This window comes from Nocardioides sp. NPDC051685 (genome assembly GCF_044453405.1).
Classification (GTDB): Bacteria; Actinomycetota; Actinomycetes; order Propionibacteriales; family Nocardioidaceae; genus Nocardioides.
The window spans coordinates 725,223-739,898 of record NZ_JBITCR010000001.1 but is presented as its reverse complement, the minus strand read 5'-3'; the positions used below and the strand labels follow the sequence as shown (position 1 = coordinate 739,898).

Genomic DNA, 14,676 nt, shown 5'->3' with positions numbered 1-14,676 from the left:
TCAGCCGAGCGGGAGCGGTGACGCCTCCTTGGTGTTGCCGAACGCGAACGTGGTCTCGATCGAGGCCAGGGCGGGCATGGTGCGGAGGTTGTCGCGCAGGAACTGCTCGTAGGTCTCGAAGGACGGGGTGACGATCTTGAGCAGGTAGTCGTGGTCGCCGGCCAGGACGTACGCCTCGGTGATGTCGGGGATGGCGCGCAGGTGCTCCTCGACGGCCTCGACGGCGGCGTTGGTGTGGGTGGCCATCTTGATGCGTACGAAGGCGGTGATGTTCATGCCGACGGCGTGCGGGTCGACGACCGCGCGGTAGCCGCTGATCACGCCGGCCTCCTCCAGGGCTCGTACGCGGCGCAGGCACGGCGAGGGGGAGAGGCCGACCCGGTCGGCCAGCTCCTGGTTGGTCAGGCGGCCGTTCTGCTGGAGCTCCCAGAGGATGTGCTTGTCGGTGTCGTCGAGCGCGCGCATGATGGCAGATTCTGCCACTCAGGCCTAGAAGAGTGGCAGATCTGGCAATCATGTGCGCCGGTGTTTTGCCTATCGTGGCGCGACATGGGGATGCGACAGGAGAGCGGCACACGAGCGCCGGCTGGGTGGGCGGCGCTGGGAATGACGGTCGTGCTCTGGTCGTCGTTCGCGCTCAGCACGCGCGGCATCGGCGGGTCCAGCCTGACCATCGTCGACGCGGCCATCCTCCGGTTCGTGACGCCGGTGGTCCTGCTGGCTCCACTGCTGCCGAGCACGATCCAGGCCGTACGCCGTGAACGACCGCAGGTTCTCGCCCTGCTGCTCGTCGGCGGGCTCCCGCACTTCCTCGTCTTCGCGTTCGGTGCCCACCTCACGAGCGCCGCGCTCACCGGGATGCTGGTCCCGGGCACGGTGCCGCTGTTCGTCACGCTGCTCGCGATGGCCCGCGGGCGGACCCCGATGCCGCCGCGACGGCTGGCCGCGCTCGGGCTCATCGGGGCTGGTGTCGGCATGAGCGGGTTCCTGGTCGGCGGTGGCGTCTCGCTCGGCGGGGTCGGCCTGCTCCTCGTCGGCGGGTTCGCCTGGGCCGTGTTCACGACGGGCCTGCAGCGTACGAGCCTGACGCTCCTGCAGATGGTGCTGACCGTCTGCACCGTTTCGAGCGTCGCCGTGCTGGTCCTGATGATCTCCGGCGCGATGCCGTCGCACCTGCTCGCGGGAGCCGCCGAGCCTGGCGATGTGCTCGCCCTGACCGCCCTCCAGGGCATCGGGACCGGCCTGATGTCGACGCTCTGCTACGCCTTCTCCGTCAAGGCGCTCGGCAGCAGCCGGGCCTCGGTCGGCGGCGCGGTGAGCCCGGTGCTGACCGCCGTCGTCGCGGTCCCGGTCTTCGGTGAGCAGATCGGCGTCGGGCTGGCCGTCGCCCTGGCGCTCATCGTGACCGGCGTGGCCACGTTCAACAGGGTCGGGCCGTACTCAGTCGACGATGCGTCCCGCCTCGAACCGGAGGCCATAGTCCGCGGCGGCGATGCTCTCCTCGTCGTGGGTGACGCACACGATCGTGGCCCCGCGCGCGGCTTCCTCGGCCAGGATCTCGCGGGTGCGCTGCCGGCTGGCGGCGTCGAGCCCGGCGGCCGGCTCGTCCAGGAGCAGGATCTCCGTACGCTGGACGATGCCCTGAGCCAGTAGCGCGCGCTGACGCTGTCGCCGCGCGGCGGCCTGACCGCGATCGTCGAGCGGGCCCTTCCCGCTTGAGTCAGCATGTCGGTCGTCGTTCGCGGTGAGCGGAGAACTGCTAGGCGCTATGTGAGCTACCCGGCGCCCGTCGAGAGATTTCGTACGCTATCGCGCATCTTCAACGTGAGCAGTGTCGACGGGCGCGGCTTGACCTGCTCCTCCACGCTGTCGGTGACGATCGCCGCAAGCCGTTGGGCCTCCTTGTTCAGTCGAAAGGCGATCGTCGTGATTGCGGGTCGGGCGAGCCTGCTGAAGGGTGAGTCGTCGGCGCCCACCACGGAGACGTCGGTAGGGACGGAAAGTCCCTCCTCCAAGGCTGCCATCATCAGCGCAAACGCGACCTCGTCGTTGTAGGCGCAGATACCAGTCAGACCGTCAGCCGTTGCCCGGCGCAGCCACTTGCGCACCGCAGATCTGTTGTTTCCGGGCGGCAGGCGCCAATGGATCAGTCTTCCGCCTGCCTGGCTCAGCTGGTTTCTCGCACCTTCGAGGCGAGGGGTGCTGAACCAGTCCAGAGCCCGGTCGGCAGGGGAGACGTAGGCGAGTGACGTATGGCCATGCTTGATCAGCGCGTCAGCCTGTAGCCTTCCGATCTCAGTTTGCTTCAGCGCAGAGACGTCCTCCCGGTTCGGAACATCGCCCATGAACGAGGTGACGGTGATGCCCCGGCGATCGGCGAGGTCGACCTCCGCCGGACTGAGCTCACCGATGGCGACCACCGCCCTTGGAGTCAGCGCGCCGAACACCTGCGTCAGATCCTCACCGGGGCTGCGCTGGTGGAACAGCATCGTGAGGCCGACGGCATTGAGTTCGGAGCTCACTTCTCGGAGCAGGACGCCGAATGGTCCGGTGATCGGCCAGTCCGGCATCAGGCACAGCACGACACTGCTTCGGCCCGACCGCAAGGCGCGCGCCTCTGGGGAGGGTGTGTAGCCCAGCTTTTCGGCCGTAGCCAGCACGCGGCGCCGGGTCGCTTCGGGGATGGCTCCGGCGTTGGGGTGGTCGTTGAGTACGAAGCTCACCGTCGTCCGCGACACGCCGGCTGCCTCGGCCACGTCGCGGCTGCTGACTCGTCCTTGCCTGGCCTGCGTCACTGCACCTCACCACGAACCTTCCGACGCCACCTTGGCGACCCCACCCTAGTGGTGCCGTTGCGATCTACTGACACGTGCATCTGCGATTCCACAGTCAGAGTGCGTTGGCGAGGATCGAGAGCGAGTGGTCGACCTGGGGGATCCTGGGGTCCTCGTTGAGGTGTCCGTGGAGCACGCCGCCTTCCTGTACCAGGCGAACAGTGACTCCGGCATCCTCGAGCATCTGTGCCAGTGCCTCGCCGGACGGGCGAAGGTCGTCGTACTCACAGGTGATGATGGTGACCGGTGGCAGGTCTCGCACATCGCCTTCGGCCGGCATCGCATAGGCGGGCATTGCCTTCTCGCTGCCCACGGGCGTACCGACGTAGTTCGCCACCAACTGGGCGATCAACTCGTCGGGGAATCGCAACACGGGCGGAACCTCGGCCATCGCAGCAGCCTCGTGGGCAGAACACCTCGGGACCACGGCATGCACGAGGGGGTAGGCGAGCAGCAGACGGTACGGCCCAGGGTCGTCGGCGTCGTCGCGCAGATGCAGAGCGGCGCCGCACGCGAGATTGGCGCCCGCGCTGGCCCCGCCCAAGGAGATCCGCCGTGGATCGATCTCGAGATCGGCCGCGTTTCGCGCGGCCCAGCGGTAGGCCGCAACGACATCGTCGTGAGGTACGGGGAAGGTCACGCCATCGACCGCCAGGCGATAATCGACAGAGATGACGACCGCGCCTGCGCGGTGAGCAAGCTCGCGGGCCACGACGTCGGCCTCGGGCATGTCGAGATCCCCGGCAACGAAGCCGCCGCCGTGGAGCCACACCAAGGCTGGTGATGTCTCTTGCCGCCGCTCGGTGGAGCGATACAGACGTACTGGCACCGGACCGTGGGGGCCGTCTGCTGCGTCGTTCGCGGACTGGACCGGAGGCGGTGCGTAGCCTGGATCCCAGGCCATGTAGGCCTCCAACTTCGCTCGCTGGGTCGGGTCGACGATCGCGTCCAACACCGAGGTCACTCCCGCCAGGCGCGGGAACTTGGCGGCAAAGTGCGGATCGATAGGCATGGTCGGCTCCTCAACTGGACGAGATCAGGGGTTGTGCGGAGGGCACCTTCAGCAACGAGGCCATGTCCGGCACTCGGGAATCAGGTGCTCAGGCATGAGCGCAAAGCATCGACGAGGTCGTTGGCACGTGTGTCCGGAAGTCCGCCCATCCGGTTCGGGACGTAGGCGAAGCCGACCCGTGCTTCTCTGTCCGCGAAGGCCAGGGCTCCCGACGCTCCGTCATGTCCGAAGCTCGATGGCCCGAGCATGGGACGTACGTCGGAGGTCAGCATGAATCCGAGGCCGTAGCGGGGTTCGGGGCCGGGGACACCGAAGACCATGGGGCCGGCGGAGCGGACGGTGAGCGCGTCCGACACGATCTGGGCCGACAGCAGTGGCTCGCTCCCTTCGACGCTCGATACGCACGCCGCATACAGCTTTGCCAGGCTGCGCGCCGTCGTCGTGCAGTTTGCAGCGGGGATGGCGCTGGACAAGACCTCTGGGTCGTTGTAGTCGCACCCCTCCTGGACACCCGGCAGGGGCAGTCGGAGTGCGCCGTTGAGCGTGGCGGCTCGCATCACCCGGTCATCGCTTCGGAGCAGCTCCCGAAGCCCGTCCTTGATGTCGTCGGAGGTCCACTCCGCCACGGACGGCAGCGACTTCGCAAGTCGGTCGTGCTGGGCTTCGGGAAGCCCGACCCATGTGTCGAGGTTGAGCTGCGGCGCAAGCTCGGTGCGGGCGTATTCGCCGGGAAGCTTGCCCGTCACTCGGCGGATGACCTCACCGATCAACCATCCGAGGGTGAGGGCGTGGTACGCGTGTCCTGATCCCGGCTCCCAGAGCGGACTCTGGCCCTCGAGTGCGGCGATCACCGGATGCCAGCTCAGGATGTCGCTGCGAGAGAGCGAGGACTCCAGCAACGGGAGACCGGCGCGGTGGGCGAGCACGTGCTCGAGCGTGATGGATTCCTTCCCGAAGGCGGCGAACTCTGGCCAGTAGTCACTGACCGGCGCCTTGAGGTCGACACGCGAAGTGTCGGCAAGTCCCAGCAGGCAGAGGGCGAGCAGCCCCTTGGAGCATGAATAGACGACAGCCAGGGTGTCTTCGACCCACGGCGTCTCCTGCTCGGGATCGGCGACTCCGCCCCAGACGTCGACGCGCTTGTGCCCGTCGACGTACACGCTCAGCGAGGCTCCGGTATCGCGCCCTGAGCGAAGGTGATCGGCGAACTGGTCAACGAGCGGCTCGAAGCCAGGGCCATACGTGCCGTGCACTTGGGTATCCATCGATTTCCTAACACGATTTAGTGACCTGCGTCACGACGATATACCGAAGGGTCTTGGCCAACAAGTGATTCGGGTGGGGCGGCGCCCTGTCCGGGGAGGGAGGTTCAAAAACTTCACGATGGGGGCCTTGTGTGGCGGGCGTCACATGCAGTACCGTCGCAACACGAGTTAGTAACACGTGTTAGCTACCTCGACCACCGACTTCGACTTCAGGGGACCCCATGAACCGCAAACGATTGATCGCGTTGGTTGCCGGATTGGCGCTAGCGCTGGGCGTGACAGCCTGTGGGGGCGACCGCGAGGCGTCGAGCCCCGCGAGCGCGCATGAGTTGCACATCGGCCTGTCGTTCGGGCCCTTCACGCTCGACCCGGCCAAGGACGGCGGCGGCCTGCCGAACGTGATGCGTTCGCTGACCAACCAGTCGCTGTTCCACATGAACGCGGACTACACGGCCAGCCCGGCGCTGGTGAGCGACTACAAGTACGTCGGCGAGGGCAACAAGGTCTTCGAGTTCACCCTGAAGAAGGGCGTCCGCTTCACCGACGGGAGTCCGCTGAACGCCGCGGCGGTCAAGACGTGGTTGGACTACTTCGGCAAGCAGCCCGGGCCGTACGCCACCTCACTGGCGATTGCGTCGGTCGAGACCGAGGGTGAGTACACCGTCCGGTTGAACCTGGCGTCGCCGTGCCCGATCGTGCCGTTGCTGCTGTCCCAGTACGGCAACCGGGGCGCCCTGTCGAGCCCGAAGTCGGTCGCCGACCCGGAGAGCCTGGCCAAGGGCACCTACGGGGTGGGTCCCTACGTCCTGGATGCTGCCGAGTCGGTGGTGGGCGACCACTACACCCTGGTGCCCAGCGAGTACTACCACGACCCCTCGGCGATCCGCTTCAAGAAGGTGACGGTTCGGGTCATCTCCAACGCGTCCTCGATGTTGCGTGCGCTCCAGTCCGGGCAGATCGACTTCGGCAGCCTGGACTCATCGACGGCGCCTGCGGCTGAGAAGGCCGGCGTGAAGGTGATGCACTGGCGCAGCGGCACCGTGGCGGTGACGCTCATGGACCGCAACGGGACCGCCACCAAGCCGCTCGCCGACGTGCGGGTGCGGCAGGCCTTGAACTACGCCGTCGACCGTACGGCGATCGCCAAGGCAATGGTCGGAGAGTACGGCCGACCCACGTCGCAGTATCAGACCGAGTACACCGATCCGGCCCTGGACGATCGCTACCCCTACGACCCGGAGAAGGCGAAGGAGCTGCTGGCCGAGGCCGGCTACACGGAGGGGTTCGACATGAACGTGGTCGACCCGGGCCCGATCCTCGGCAACTGGGGTGACCCGACGATGCAGGCGGTGGCGAAGAACTGGGAAGAGATCGGCGTCCACGTCAAGGTCACTCCGGCGACCACTGACTTCATGCAGCAAGCGCTGTCGAAGAAGTTCGCGGCGATGCAATGGACACCAGACACCTCGCCGACGTCGATCACCTACTCGCTGCTGTACGGGCCCAAGGCCTCGCTCAACCCTTTCGGGGCCGTGGCACCGGGGGTCGACAAGCTCTTCGCGCAAGGACAGGCCGAGTCGGGCGACCAGGGAGGGGCGACGTTCAAGAAGCTCAACAGCTTGATCACCGAGCAGGCGCTCAACGTGCCGATCTACGAGTACCAGATCCCGTGGGGCATGAACGAGCACATCACCGGAGTCGACAAGGGTTCCTGGATCGTCTTCGGCGCCGACCTCGGCTGGAAGGGCTGATCCGGCGATGGCCAGCACGTCGGTTGGCGCCATGGGAGCGCGGCTCACGCGCTCCCATCGCGGGCGCGCGATCGGAAGACGGGGTGCCGGCAGCGGCCGGCTGACCTCGCTGCTCACCCGCCGGTTGTTGACGGCCGCGCCGTTGCTGCTGGTCGTGTCGAGCTTCAACTTCCTGTTGCTGTCGCTCACCCCCGGAGATGCCGCACGCCAGATCCTTGGTCCCCGAGGCACGCCGGATCAGTACGAGGCGTTGCGTCAGCAGCTCGGGCTCGACCTGCCGGTCTACGAGCAGTACTGGCGGTGGCTGAGTCATGCGGTCTCGGGTGACTTCGGCACCTCGATCGTCAACGGCACGCCAGTCGTGGCGTCGATCATGAGCAGAGTGCCGGTGACGCTGTCGTTGATCGCCGGGTCGCTGCTGGTGAGCGTCGTGGTGGGCGTCGGTCTGGGCGTGTTCAGCGCTGTTCGCGGTGGAGTGGTCGGGAAGGCCGTCGACGCGCTCGCTCTCCTCAGCTGGGCATTGCCGGTCTTCTGGGTCGGCTCGGTGCTCGTGGTCGTCTTCGCTATCAAGCTCGAGTGGTTCCCCGCCCTGGGGTATGTGCCGTTCACAGAGTCGCCCCAGGACTGGGCGCGGTCGCTGGTGCTGCCGGTGACCGCACTCTCCCTCGGCTCCGTTGCCGCCGTGCTGAAGCAGACCCGGGAAGCGATGCTCGACGTGCTCGGAAGCGAGTACATCAGGATGGCCGCGGCCAACGGGATCTCCCGAACGTCCCTGATCTATCGGCACGCCCTCAAGAACGCCGCGATCCCGGTCGTCACCGTCCTGGGCGTCCAGACAATCGGCCTGCTGGGCGGCGCCGTGCTCATCGAGAACGTCTTCTCCGTGCCCGGCCTTGGCTCCCTCGTGGTCTCTTCCGCCCTGGCCCACGACATCCCGATGGTGCAAGCGGTCGCGGTGATCTTCACCGTGGTGGTCATCATCGTCAACCTGTCGGTCGATCTCGCCTACGGCTTGTTGAACCCGAGAGTGAGTGCAGCATGACCGTCATCGCGCCCGGAGCCGGGACCTCCGCAGCTCCCACCGCCGGTCCTGGCCTGGTACGCCGCTTGGTGCGCCGCCCGTTGGCCACGGTGTGCCTGGCCTACCTGGCGGTCCTCATCCTGATCGCCGTCGTCGCTCCGATGCTGCTTCCACATGTCGCGACCGAGAGGGCCGGCGATCTCGGAACCGCCCTGCACGGCCCGAGCGCCCCTCATCCCCTTGGGGTCGACAGCCTGGGCCGCGACGTTCTTCAGCGACTGCTGGTGGGCACTCGCGTCACGCTGGTGGGCGTCGTCGAGGCGATGGCGGTCGTCATGGCGCTCGGGATCCCCATCGGGCTCGTGGCCGGCTATGTCGGCGGCAAGGTCGACCGGGTGATCATCTGGCTGGCCGATCTGGTGTTGTCACTGCCGGCGATCATCCTGGTCATCGTGGTGCTCTCGGTGTTTCCGCAGAGCGTGACAGCTGGAATGGTGACGCTGGGCGTCCTGGCGGCCCCGGGTCTCGTGCGCGTCGTACGAGCCGCGACCCTGCCGGTGCGCGAACAGCTCTACGTCGCCGCTGCTCGGGTCTCCGGCATGTCGCGTACCTACATCATCAGCCGCCACGTGCTGCCGCGGGTCATGGGTCCGATCATCGTGCAGGCGTCCCTGCTCGCGGCAACTGCGTTGCTGGTGCAGACCGGGCTGGCCTTCCTTGGCCTCATCACCACCCCGCCGGAGCCCAGCTGGGGTGGCATGGTTGCGGATGGGGTCGGGACCCTGTTCCAGCAGCCGTGGCTGATCTGGCCGCCTGGGCTGGCGATCGCCATGACCGTGCTGGCCTGCGGTCTTCTGGGCGACGCCGTCCGGGACGCGAGCACCGAGGGTTGGTCTGCCAAGTCCGCCCTCCCGGATCGCGACAAGTACCACCGGGCGCACACGCCATGGGCCTCCGCCGTTCCGGCAGGCCCGAACGACAGCCTCCTGTCGGTCCGTGACCTCGCGGTGTCATTTGTCACCCCGGCGGGGCCCACTCGCGCCGTTGAAGGGGTGACCTTCGACATCGCCCGCGGCGAGACCGTCGGGGTGGTCGGCGAGTCTGGCTGTGGGAAGACGACCACGGCGCTCGCGATCAGCGCCCTCCTCGGTGGTGGTGGCCGGATCGACTCTGGACAGGTCTTCTTCGACGGCAGCGACTTGGCTGCCCTGCCGGAGTCTGAGCTCCAGGAGGTCCGGGGCGCCGAGATCGGGTATGTCTCCCAGGAACCGATGGTCGCACTGGATCCCGCGTTCCGGATCGGCTGGCAGCTCGCCGAAGCGGTCCGGATCAACACCGGAGTGACCCGCGCCGACGCCAAGAGACGCGCCGTCGAGCTGCTCGAACAGGTCCAGCTGCCGGAGCCCCATCTGGTGGCTCGCCGGTACCCGCACGAGCTGTCGGGAGGAATGGCCCAGCGCGTCGTCGTCGCGCGTGCCCTGGCCGGCGAACCGAAGCTGCTGATCGCAGATGAGCCGACGACGGCGCTCGACGTCACCATCCAGGTCGAGATCCTCGACCTGCTGCGCACCCTGCAGCGCGACCGGGGCATGGCGATCATGCTGGTCACCCACGACCTGGGTGTGGTGGCAGACATGTGCAACCGAGTCGTGGTGATGTACGCCGGCCAGGTGGCCGAACGTGCCCGTGTGAAGGAGCTGTTCGCCAACCCACGCCACCCCTATACGCGGGCGCTGCTCGCCTCGAATCCGCACAACCAGCACAGCTCGGCGACGCTGCCCACCATCCCGGGGGCCGTCCCGGCCCCGGGCGCATGGCCGCAGAGCTGCCACTTCCAGCCCAGATGCGCACAGGCCACCGGCCAATGCGGTATCGGCGAGATTCCTCTCCTCCAGATCGGTGCCTCCCACGTGGCCCGCTGCCTCTACGCCGACCAGATCGAAGGTGAGTGACGTGAACGAGAAGAACCTCCTCGACGTCCGTGACCTCTCGGTGCACTTCCGGCGCGGCAGCAGGTCGCCTGCGCTGCGCGCTGTCGATGGTGTCAGTTTCACCGTCGCTGAGCGGGAGACACTGGGCGTGGTCGGCGAGTCGGGCTCCGGAAAGACGACGATCGGTCGGGCAGTGCTCGGCCTGGTCTCGCCGACCGACGGGCAGATCGAGTTCGATGGCGAGGACATCACCCACGCGGACTACCGACGCCGCCTGGGCCTCAGCCGCGAGCTCCAAGTGATCTTCCAGGATCCCTACAGCTCGCTGAACCCCACCCGGACCATCGCCCAGACGCTGAGCGAGTCACTGCGGTCACAGAGGCTGTCGAAGGACGAGGTCCGAGACCGGAGCATCGCGATGCTCGAGAGGGTGGGCCTCCCCGCCACCTCTGCCGACCGCTACCCGTCGAGCTTCTCCGGCGGCCAGCGCCAGCGCATCGCCATCGCCCGTGCGCTCATCGTCCAGCCCCGGCTGGTGATCTGCGACGAGCCCGTCAGCGCACTGGATCTGTCTGTCCAGGCGCAAGTGCTCAACCTGCTTCGGGAGCTGCAGGACGAGTTCGCACTCAGCTATCTCTTCGTCGCCCATGACCTGGACGTCGTCCGTCACCTCTCGCACCGGATCATGGTCCTGTATCGCGGACAGATCATGGAGCAGGGCCCAGCCGAAGCTGTCTACGCGAGCCCGAAGCACCCCTACACCAGGACCCTGCTCGAGGCTGCGCCCGTTCCCGATCCCGTGCGGCAAGCAGAACGCCGCTCGCAACGGGTACGAGCTCGTGACACCACTGGCCCCATCCCCGTCGCGGGCTGCCCCTTTGCCACCCGCTGTCCACACGCGACTTCGCTGTGTCACACCGAGCGTCCACGTCTCGAACAGACCTCCGCAGGCACCACCGTCGCCTGTCACTGGTGGCGAGACGTCAGCGGGGAAACCTCCGATGCGACCGCCGCAAACACCCCCTTACGCCTCGGCGACCCAGTCGCCGACAGCGCCGTGCCCCACAAAAGCCTCTGAAGGAGACCAGCCATGCCGATCGACCCAGCCCTCGAGCCTATTCTCGCGCAGCTCCAACCACTGCCGGACGAACTCGATGACATCGACGGAATCCGCGCGATGAACGAGACCGTTGCCGCCGGCATGGTGGGCGCCCTCGTCGAACCGGGACCTGAGGTCCGCGACTCCCGCGCCTACACGGTGAAGGTGGCGGGCGGAACCATCGAGGTCCTGGTGTATCAGCCGTTCGAACCAGGTCCCCACCCCGCCCATCTGTTTCTGCACGGCGGTGGCTGGGCGTTCGGAAGCCCCCGTTGGGCCGTCGTCGACGTCGCGTCGCGGGAAAGATGTGCCGGAGCCGGCTGCGTGGTCATCGCGGCTGACTATCGCAAGGCACCCGAGCACCCGTTTCCCGCTGCGATCGAGGACTGCTACACGGTCCTGCACTGGATCGTCGAACACGCCGATGAGTTGGGCATTCGGGCCGACCTGATCACGGTCGGCGGTCAGTCGGCCGGAGCCAACCTGGCGGCAGCGCTTGCGCTGAAGGTGCGCGATGAGGGAGGACCCCGGATCGCACTGCAGCTGCTTGAGGTACCCGCCTTGGACCTCACGCTCAGTCTCCCCTCGCACGCCGAGCTGGACGGCTACGCCCTTACCAGGCACGACGCCGAGATCCTTCTGCGGCTCTACTTCGCCAACCTCGACGCCGCACGCGACTCGTATGCATCTCCCCTCCATGCACTGGACCTCGCCGGGCTGCCTCCGGCACACATCATGACCGCCGAGTACGACATGCTTCGAGACGACGGAGCACAGTACGCAGCGCGTCTGGCCGAGGCCGGAGTTCCGGTGACCCACTCGATGTATCCCGGGCAGGTGCACATCTCGCCGGCGCTGACTCAGCTCATGGAGTCGTCACGTGAGTGGCGCAGAGAGCTTCTCGCCGTCCTGAAGAACGCGCACGCCGGTGGAGCGCTTCGGACGCACCTGGCGCGAGGGACGGCAACAAGTGGCTGAGCTCACGAAGCGCGATGGCGGCGTACTCCACTACGAGGTCAGGGGCTCCGCCGACAGCCCAACACTGCTGCTCATCGAGGGGCTCAGTGCCCACATGCTCGGATGGCGTGAGGAGTTCATGCGCTTCTTCCTCGATGCCGGTTATCGCGTCGTCCGGTTCGACAACCGCGATGTCGGTCTCTCCCAGAGGTACCCAGGACGGAGCTACGGGTTGTTTGATCTGGCCGAGGACACCCACGAACTGATCGAGCACCTGGGGTCGACGCCGGTCCACGTCGTCGGTCAGTCCATGGGTGGCATGGTGGCTCAAAACCTGGCGGTGCTCTTCCCGGACGACGTAGCCAGTCTGGCGCTCTTGTACACGACCGCTACCTCCGTCCACATCGACACCGGCGCGCGAGGTCCGCACAGCCCTGGTGTCGAGCGGCGTGCGGCGACTCGCGACGAGGCGATCCAGCTGCACATCGTGCAGGAAAGGCTCTGCGCCTCGCGGACGTACTCCTTCGACGAGGAGTGGAAGCGTGAGCTCGGAGGCCTGATGTGGGATCGCGGCTACGACCCGGACGGTGTCGCGCGTCAGACCCAGGCCGTGTTCGCCCATTCGATCGAGAGTTCGCGGCTGTCCTCCATCGGCGTCCCCACCTTGCTCATCCATGGCACTGCAGACCGACTCATCGACTACGACGCCTCGGTTGAGCTGTACGCCGCCATCCCGGGCAGTGAGCTGTGGCTCGTGGAGGGCATGGGCCACGACCTCCCCCGCGAGCTGTGGCCTTCCTTGACCAACCTGATCGTCGCCAACGCGGCCAAGGCCCGTACGGCGGTCGCCGCAGAGGAGCAGAGCGCGTGACGGACCACCACGACCCACGACCCAGCCCGACAGGGCCTCCCGACAGCGAAAGGCAAGCCATGTCTGACAGTGTCCAGACGCACCGCCGAACGGCACTCGATCGCATCGCCGGCGCCCCGATCTCCTGGGGCGTGTGCGAGGTCCCGGACTGGGGCCATCAGCTCGAGGCCGACCAGGTTCTCAAGGAGATGAGCTCCCTTGGGCTGGCCGCGACGGAGTTCGGCCCGGTCGGCTTCCTCGAGGAGGAGCCGGCTGCCAAGGCCGAGCAGTTGTCGGCGTACGGGATGAGGGCAGTCGGCGGCTTCCTGCCGGTCCTCCTCCACGACGCGCGCCACGACCCCATGCCCGAGGTGGACGCCTTCATCGACGGCTGCCTCGCCTCCGGGGCGGGTGTCGTGGTGTTGGCTGCATTCACCGGCGTCGACGGGTACGACGCGCGCCCGGTGCTCGACGATGACGGATGGTCGGTGATGCTGGCCAACCTCGACCGGATTACCGACCGCGCCACCGAACGCGGCGTCATCGCCTGTGTGCACCCGCACGTCGGCACCATGGTCGAGAGCGGTGAGGAGACCGAGCGTGTCCTCGCCGGTTCCCGTGTCGGGCTCTGCGTCGACACCGGGCACCTGCTCGTCGGCGGTGCTGACCCTGTCGCGCTCACGGCCCAGCATCCGGAGCGGGTGGTCCACGTCCACCTCAAGGACGTCGACGGTGCGATTGCCGCGCGTGTCATGGACGGCACCCTCACGTTCGGCGAGGCAGTCCGGGCAGGGATGTTCCTGCCGCTCGGCGAAGGCGACGTGGACATCGCGGCGATGGTGCGCACGCTCGAGGCGGCCGGTTACCGAGGCTGGTACGTCTTGGAGCAGGACGTCATGCTCGACGCACCGCCCAGTGATGGGCGCAGCGGTGAGGGTCCGGTCGCCGACGTTCGCAAAAGCCTGGACTTCCTGCTGAGGGTCGCTCGATGACCGTCGTTGCCGCGAACCCGGTGCACGTCGAGGTGCTGACCATGGGTCGGGTCGGCGTGGACGTGTACCCACAACAGATCGGCACCCCGCTCGAGGACGTGACCAGCTTCGGTAAGTTCCTCGGCGGAAGCCCGACCAACGTGGCCGTCGCCGCAGCACGGCACGGCCGATCCGCCGCGGTGATCACGAGGACGGGCGCGGACCCGTTCGGACGGTTCATCCACAATGCCCTTCGTGACTTCGGGGTGGACGACCGTTTCGTCACCGAGGTGGAGCACCTCCCGACCCCGGTGACGTTCTGCGAGATCTTCCCGCCCGACGACTTCCCGCTCTACTTCTACCGGCTGCCCACCGCGCCCGATCTGCAGATCGAGGCCGACGAGCTGGACTTCGACGCGATCGCGGCCGCTGACGTTTTCTGGGTGACCGGAACCGGGTTGTGCGAGGAGCCGTCACGCTCCGCCACCATGGCCGCGCTCAAGGCGCGTACCGGGCACGGCACCACGATCCTCGACCTCGACTACCGTCCGATGTTCTGGCGATCGCGGGCTGAGGCACACGAGCACATCCACGCCGCCGTGGAGCTCATCGACGTCGCGGTCGGGAACCTCGACGAGTGCGAGACCGCTGTCGGCGAACGTGATCCGCAGCGGGCGGCAGCCGCGCTGCTCGACGCCGGCGTCGAACTGGCCGTGGTCAAGCAGGGCCCGGCCGGAGTCCTGGGCGTGCGCCGCGGGGAGGCCGTGGTGGTGCCCCCGGTGCCAGTCGACGTCGTCAACGGCCTCGGCGCGGGCGACGCGTTCGGCGGGGCGCTGTGCCACGGGCTTCTCGCGGGCTGGGACATCGAGCGGGTGCTCCGGTTTGCGAACGTCGCCGGATCGATCGTGGCAGGACGACTCGCGTGCGCTGACGCGATGCCGACCAGCGCCGAGCTCGAGTCATTTCTAAGCGAGGCGATGTGACC

At 67.5% G+C, this 14,676-nt stretch carries 13 protein-coding genes; 9 read left to right on the top strand and 4 right to left on the bottom strand.

Annotated elements, in window-relative coordinates:
• Positions 1–465, bottom strand: a complete 465-nt coding sequence (locus ACIA03_RS03595; RefSeq protein WP_396979316.1) for an Lrp/AsnC family transcriptional regulator — start codon at positions 463–465, stop codon at positions 1–3.
• Positions 466–549: 84 nt separating this feature from the next.
• Here ACIA03_RS03595 and ACIA03_RS03590 point away from each other — a divergent pair, with 84 nt between their 5' ends.
• Entirely contained in the window at positions 550–1,653 is a 1,104-nt protein-coding gene (locus ACIA03_RS03590) for a DMT family transporter (RefSeq protein ID WP_396979313.1), read from the top strand.
• A gap of 122 nt (positions 1,654–1,775) precedes the next feature.
• Here ACIA03_RS03590 and ACIA03_RS03585 read toward each other — a convergent pair whose 3' ends face one another.
• The 3 genes from ACIA03_RS03585 to ACIA03_RS03575 all read right to left on the bottom strand — a co-directional run bounded on the left by ACIA03_RS03585 (position 1,776) and on the right by ACIA03_RS03575 (position 5,099).
• The gene (locus tag ACIA03_RS03585) at positions 1,776–2,756 is read right to left on the bottom strand and encodes a LacI family DNA-binding transcriptional regulator (protein WP_396979311.1); all 981 of its coding nucleotides are present in this window, start codon (positions 2,754–2,756) and stop codon (positions 1,776–1,778) included.
• A gap of 133 nt (positions 2,757–2,889) precedes the next feature.
• The gene (locus ACIA03_RS03580) at positions 2,890–3,846 is read right to left on the bottom strand and encodes an alpha/beta hydrolase (RefSeq protein WP_396979309.1); all 957 of its coding nucleotides are present in this window, start codon (positions 3,844–3,846) and stop codon (positions 2,890–2,892) included.
• Between the two features lie 80 nt (positions 3,847–3,926).
• On the bottom strand, positions 3,927–5,099 hold the full coding sequence (locus ACIA03_RS03575) for a serine hydrolase domain-containing protein (RefSeq protein ID WP_396979307.1): 1,173 nt from the start codon (positions 5,097–5,099) through the stop codon (positions 3,927–3,929).
• A 233-nt stretch (positions 5,100–5,332) separates the two neighbouring features.
• Between ACIA03_RS03575 and ACIA03_RS03570 the strand changes: the two genes are divergently transcribed.
• Genes ACIA03_RS03570 through iolC form a run of 8 tightly spaced genes read left to right on the top strand, consistent with a single transcriptional unit; the run spans position 5,333 to position 14,674 of the window.
• Entirely contained in the window at positions 5,333–6,862 is a 1,530-nt protein-coding gene (locus ACIA03_RS03570) for an ABC transporter substrate-binding protein (protein WP_396979305.1), read from the top strand.
• 31 nt (positions 6,863–6,893) lie between these two features.
• Positions 6,894–7,904: an ABC transporter permease gene (locus ACIA03_RS03565; RefSeq protein ID WP_396979303.1), complete on the top strand. Its 1,011-nt coding sequence runs from the start codon at positions 6,894–6,896 to the stop codon at positions 7,902–7,904.
• The gene (locus tag ACIA03_RS03560; RefSeq protein WP_396979301.1) at positions 7,901–9,835 is read left to right on the top strand and encodes a dipeptide/oligopeptide/nickel ABC transporter permease/ATP-binding protein; all 1,935 of its coding nucleotides are present in this window, start codon (positions 7,901–7,903) and stop codon (positions 9,833–9,835) included. Before ACIA03_RS03565 ends, ACIA03_RS03560 begins: the two co-directional genes overlap by 4 nt.
• Position 9,836: 1 nt before the next feature.
• Entirely contained in the window at positions 9,837–10,892 is a 1,056-nt protein-coding gene (locus tag ACIA03_RS03555; RefSeq protein ID WP_396979299.1) for an ABC transporter ATP-binding protein, read from the top strand.
• A 12-nt stretch (positions 10,893–10,904) separates the two neighbouring features.
• The gene (locus ACIA03_RS03550; protein WP_396979297.1) at positions 10,905–11,891 is read left to right on the top strand and encodes an alpha/beta hydrolase; all 987 of its coding nucleotides are present in this window, start codon (positions 10,905–10,907) and stop codon (positions 11,889–11,891) included.
• A complete protein-coding gene (locus tag ACIA03_RS03545) occupies positions 11,884–12,741 on the top strand; it encodes an alpha/beta fold hydrolase (protein WP_396979295.1) in 858 nt (285 codons plus the stop codon). Before ACIA03_RS03550 ends, ACIA03_RS03545 begins: the two co-directional genes overlap by 8 nt.
• Before the next feature lie 59 nt (positions 12,742–12,800).
• A complete protein-coding gene (locus ACIA03_RS03540; protein ID WP_396979293.1) occupies positions 12,801–13,712 on the top strand; it encodes a TIM barrel protein in 912 nt (303 codons plus the stop codon).
• Positions 13,709–14,674 carry a 5-dehydro-2-deoxygluconokinase gene (gene iolC, locus ACIA03_RS03535; RefSeq protein ID WP_396979291.1) on the top strand — a complete coding sequence of 322 codons (966 nt, stop codon included), beginning with the start codon at positions 13,709–13,711 and terminating at the stop codon, positions 14,672–14,674. The genes ACIA03_RS03540 and iolC overlap by 4 nt, the downstream gene beginning before the upstream one ends.
• Positions 14,675–14,676: the final 2 nt, after the last annotated feature.

Excerpts from the sequence above, each read along its gene's own strand:
- ACIA03_RS03595 (WP_396979316.1), bottom strand. The coding sequence starts at position 465 with ATGCGCGCGCTCGACGACACCGACAAGCACATCCTCTGGGAGCTCCAG.
- ACIA03_RS03590 (WP_396979313.1), top strand. The coding sequence starts at position 550 with ATGGGGATGCGACAGGAGAGCGGCACACGAGCGCCGGCTGGGTGGGCG.
- ACIA03_RS03580 (WP_396979309.1), bottom strand. The coding sequence starts at position 3,846 with ATGCCTATCGATCCGCACTTTGCCGCCAAGTTCCCGCGCCTGGCGGGA.
- ACIA03_RS03570 (WP_396979305.1), top strand. The coding sequence starts at position 5,333 with ATGAACCGCAAACGATTGATCGCGTTGGTTGCCGGATTGGCGCTAGCG.
- ACIA03_RS03565 (WP_396979303.1), top strand. The coding sequence starts at position 6,894 with ATGGGAGCGCGGCTCACGCGCTCCCATCGCGGGCGCGCGATCGGAAGA.
- ACIA03_RS03560 (WP_396979301.1), top strand. The coding sequence starts at position 7,901 with ATGACCGTCATCGCGCCCGGAGCCGGGACCTCCGCAGCTCCCACCGCC.
- ACIA03_RS03550 (WP_396979297.1), top strand. The coding sequence starts at position 10,905 with ATGCCGATCGACCCAGCCCTCGAGCCTATTCTCGCGCAGCTCCAACCA.
- ACIA03_RS03540 (WP_396979293.1), top strand. The coding sequence starts at position 12,801 with ATGTCTGACAGTGTCCAGACGCACCGCCGAACGGCACTCGATCGCATC.
- iolC (WP_396979291.1), top strand. The coding sequence starts at position 13,709 with ATGACCGTCGTTGCCGCGAACCCGGTGCACGTCGAGGTGCTGACCATG.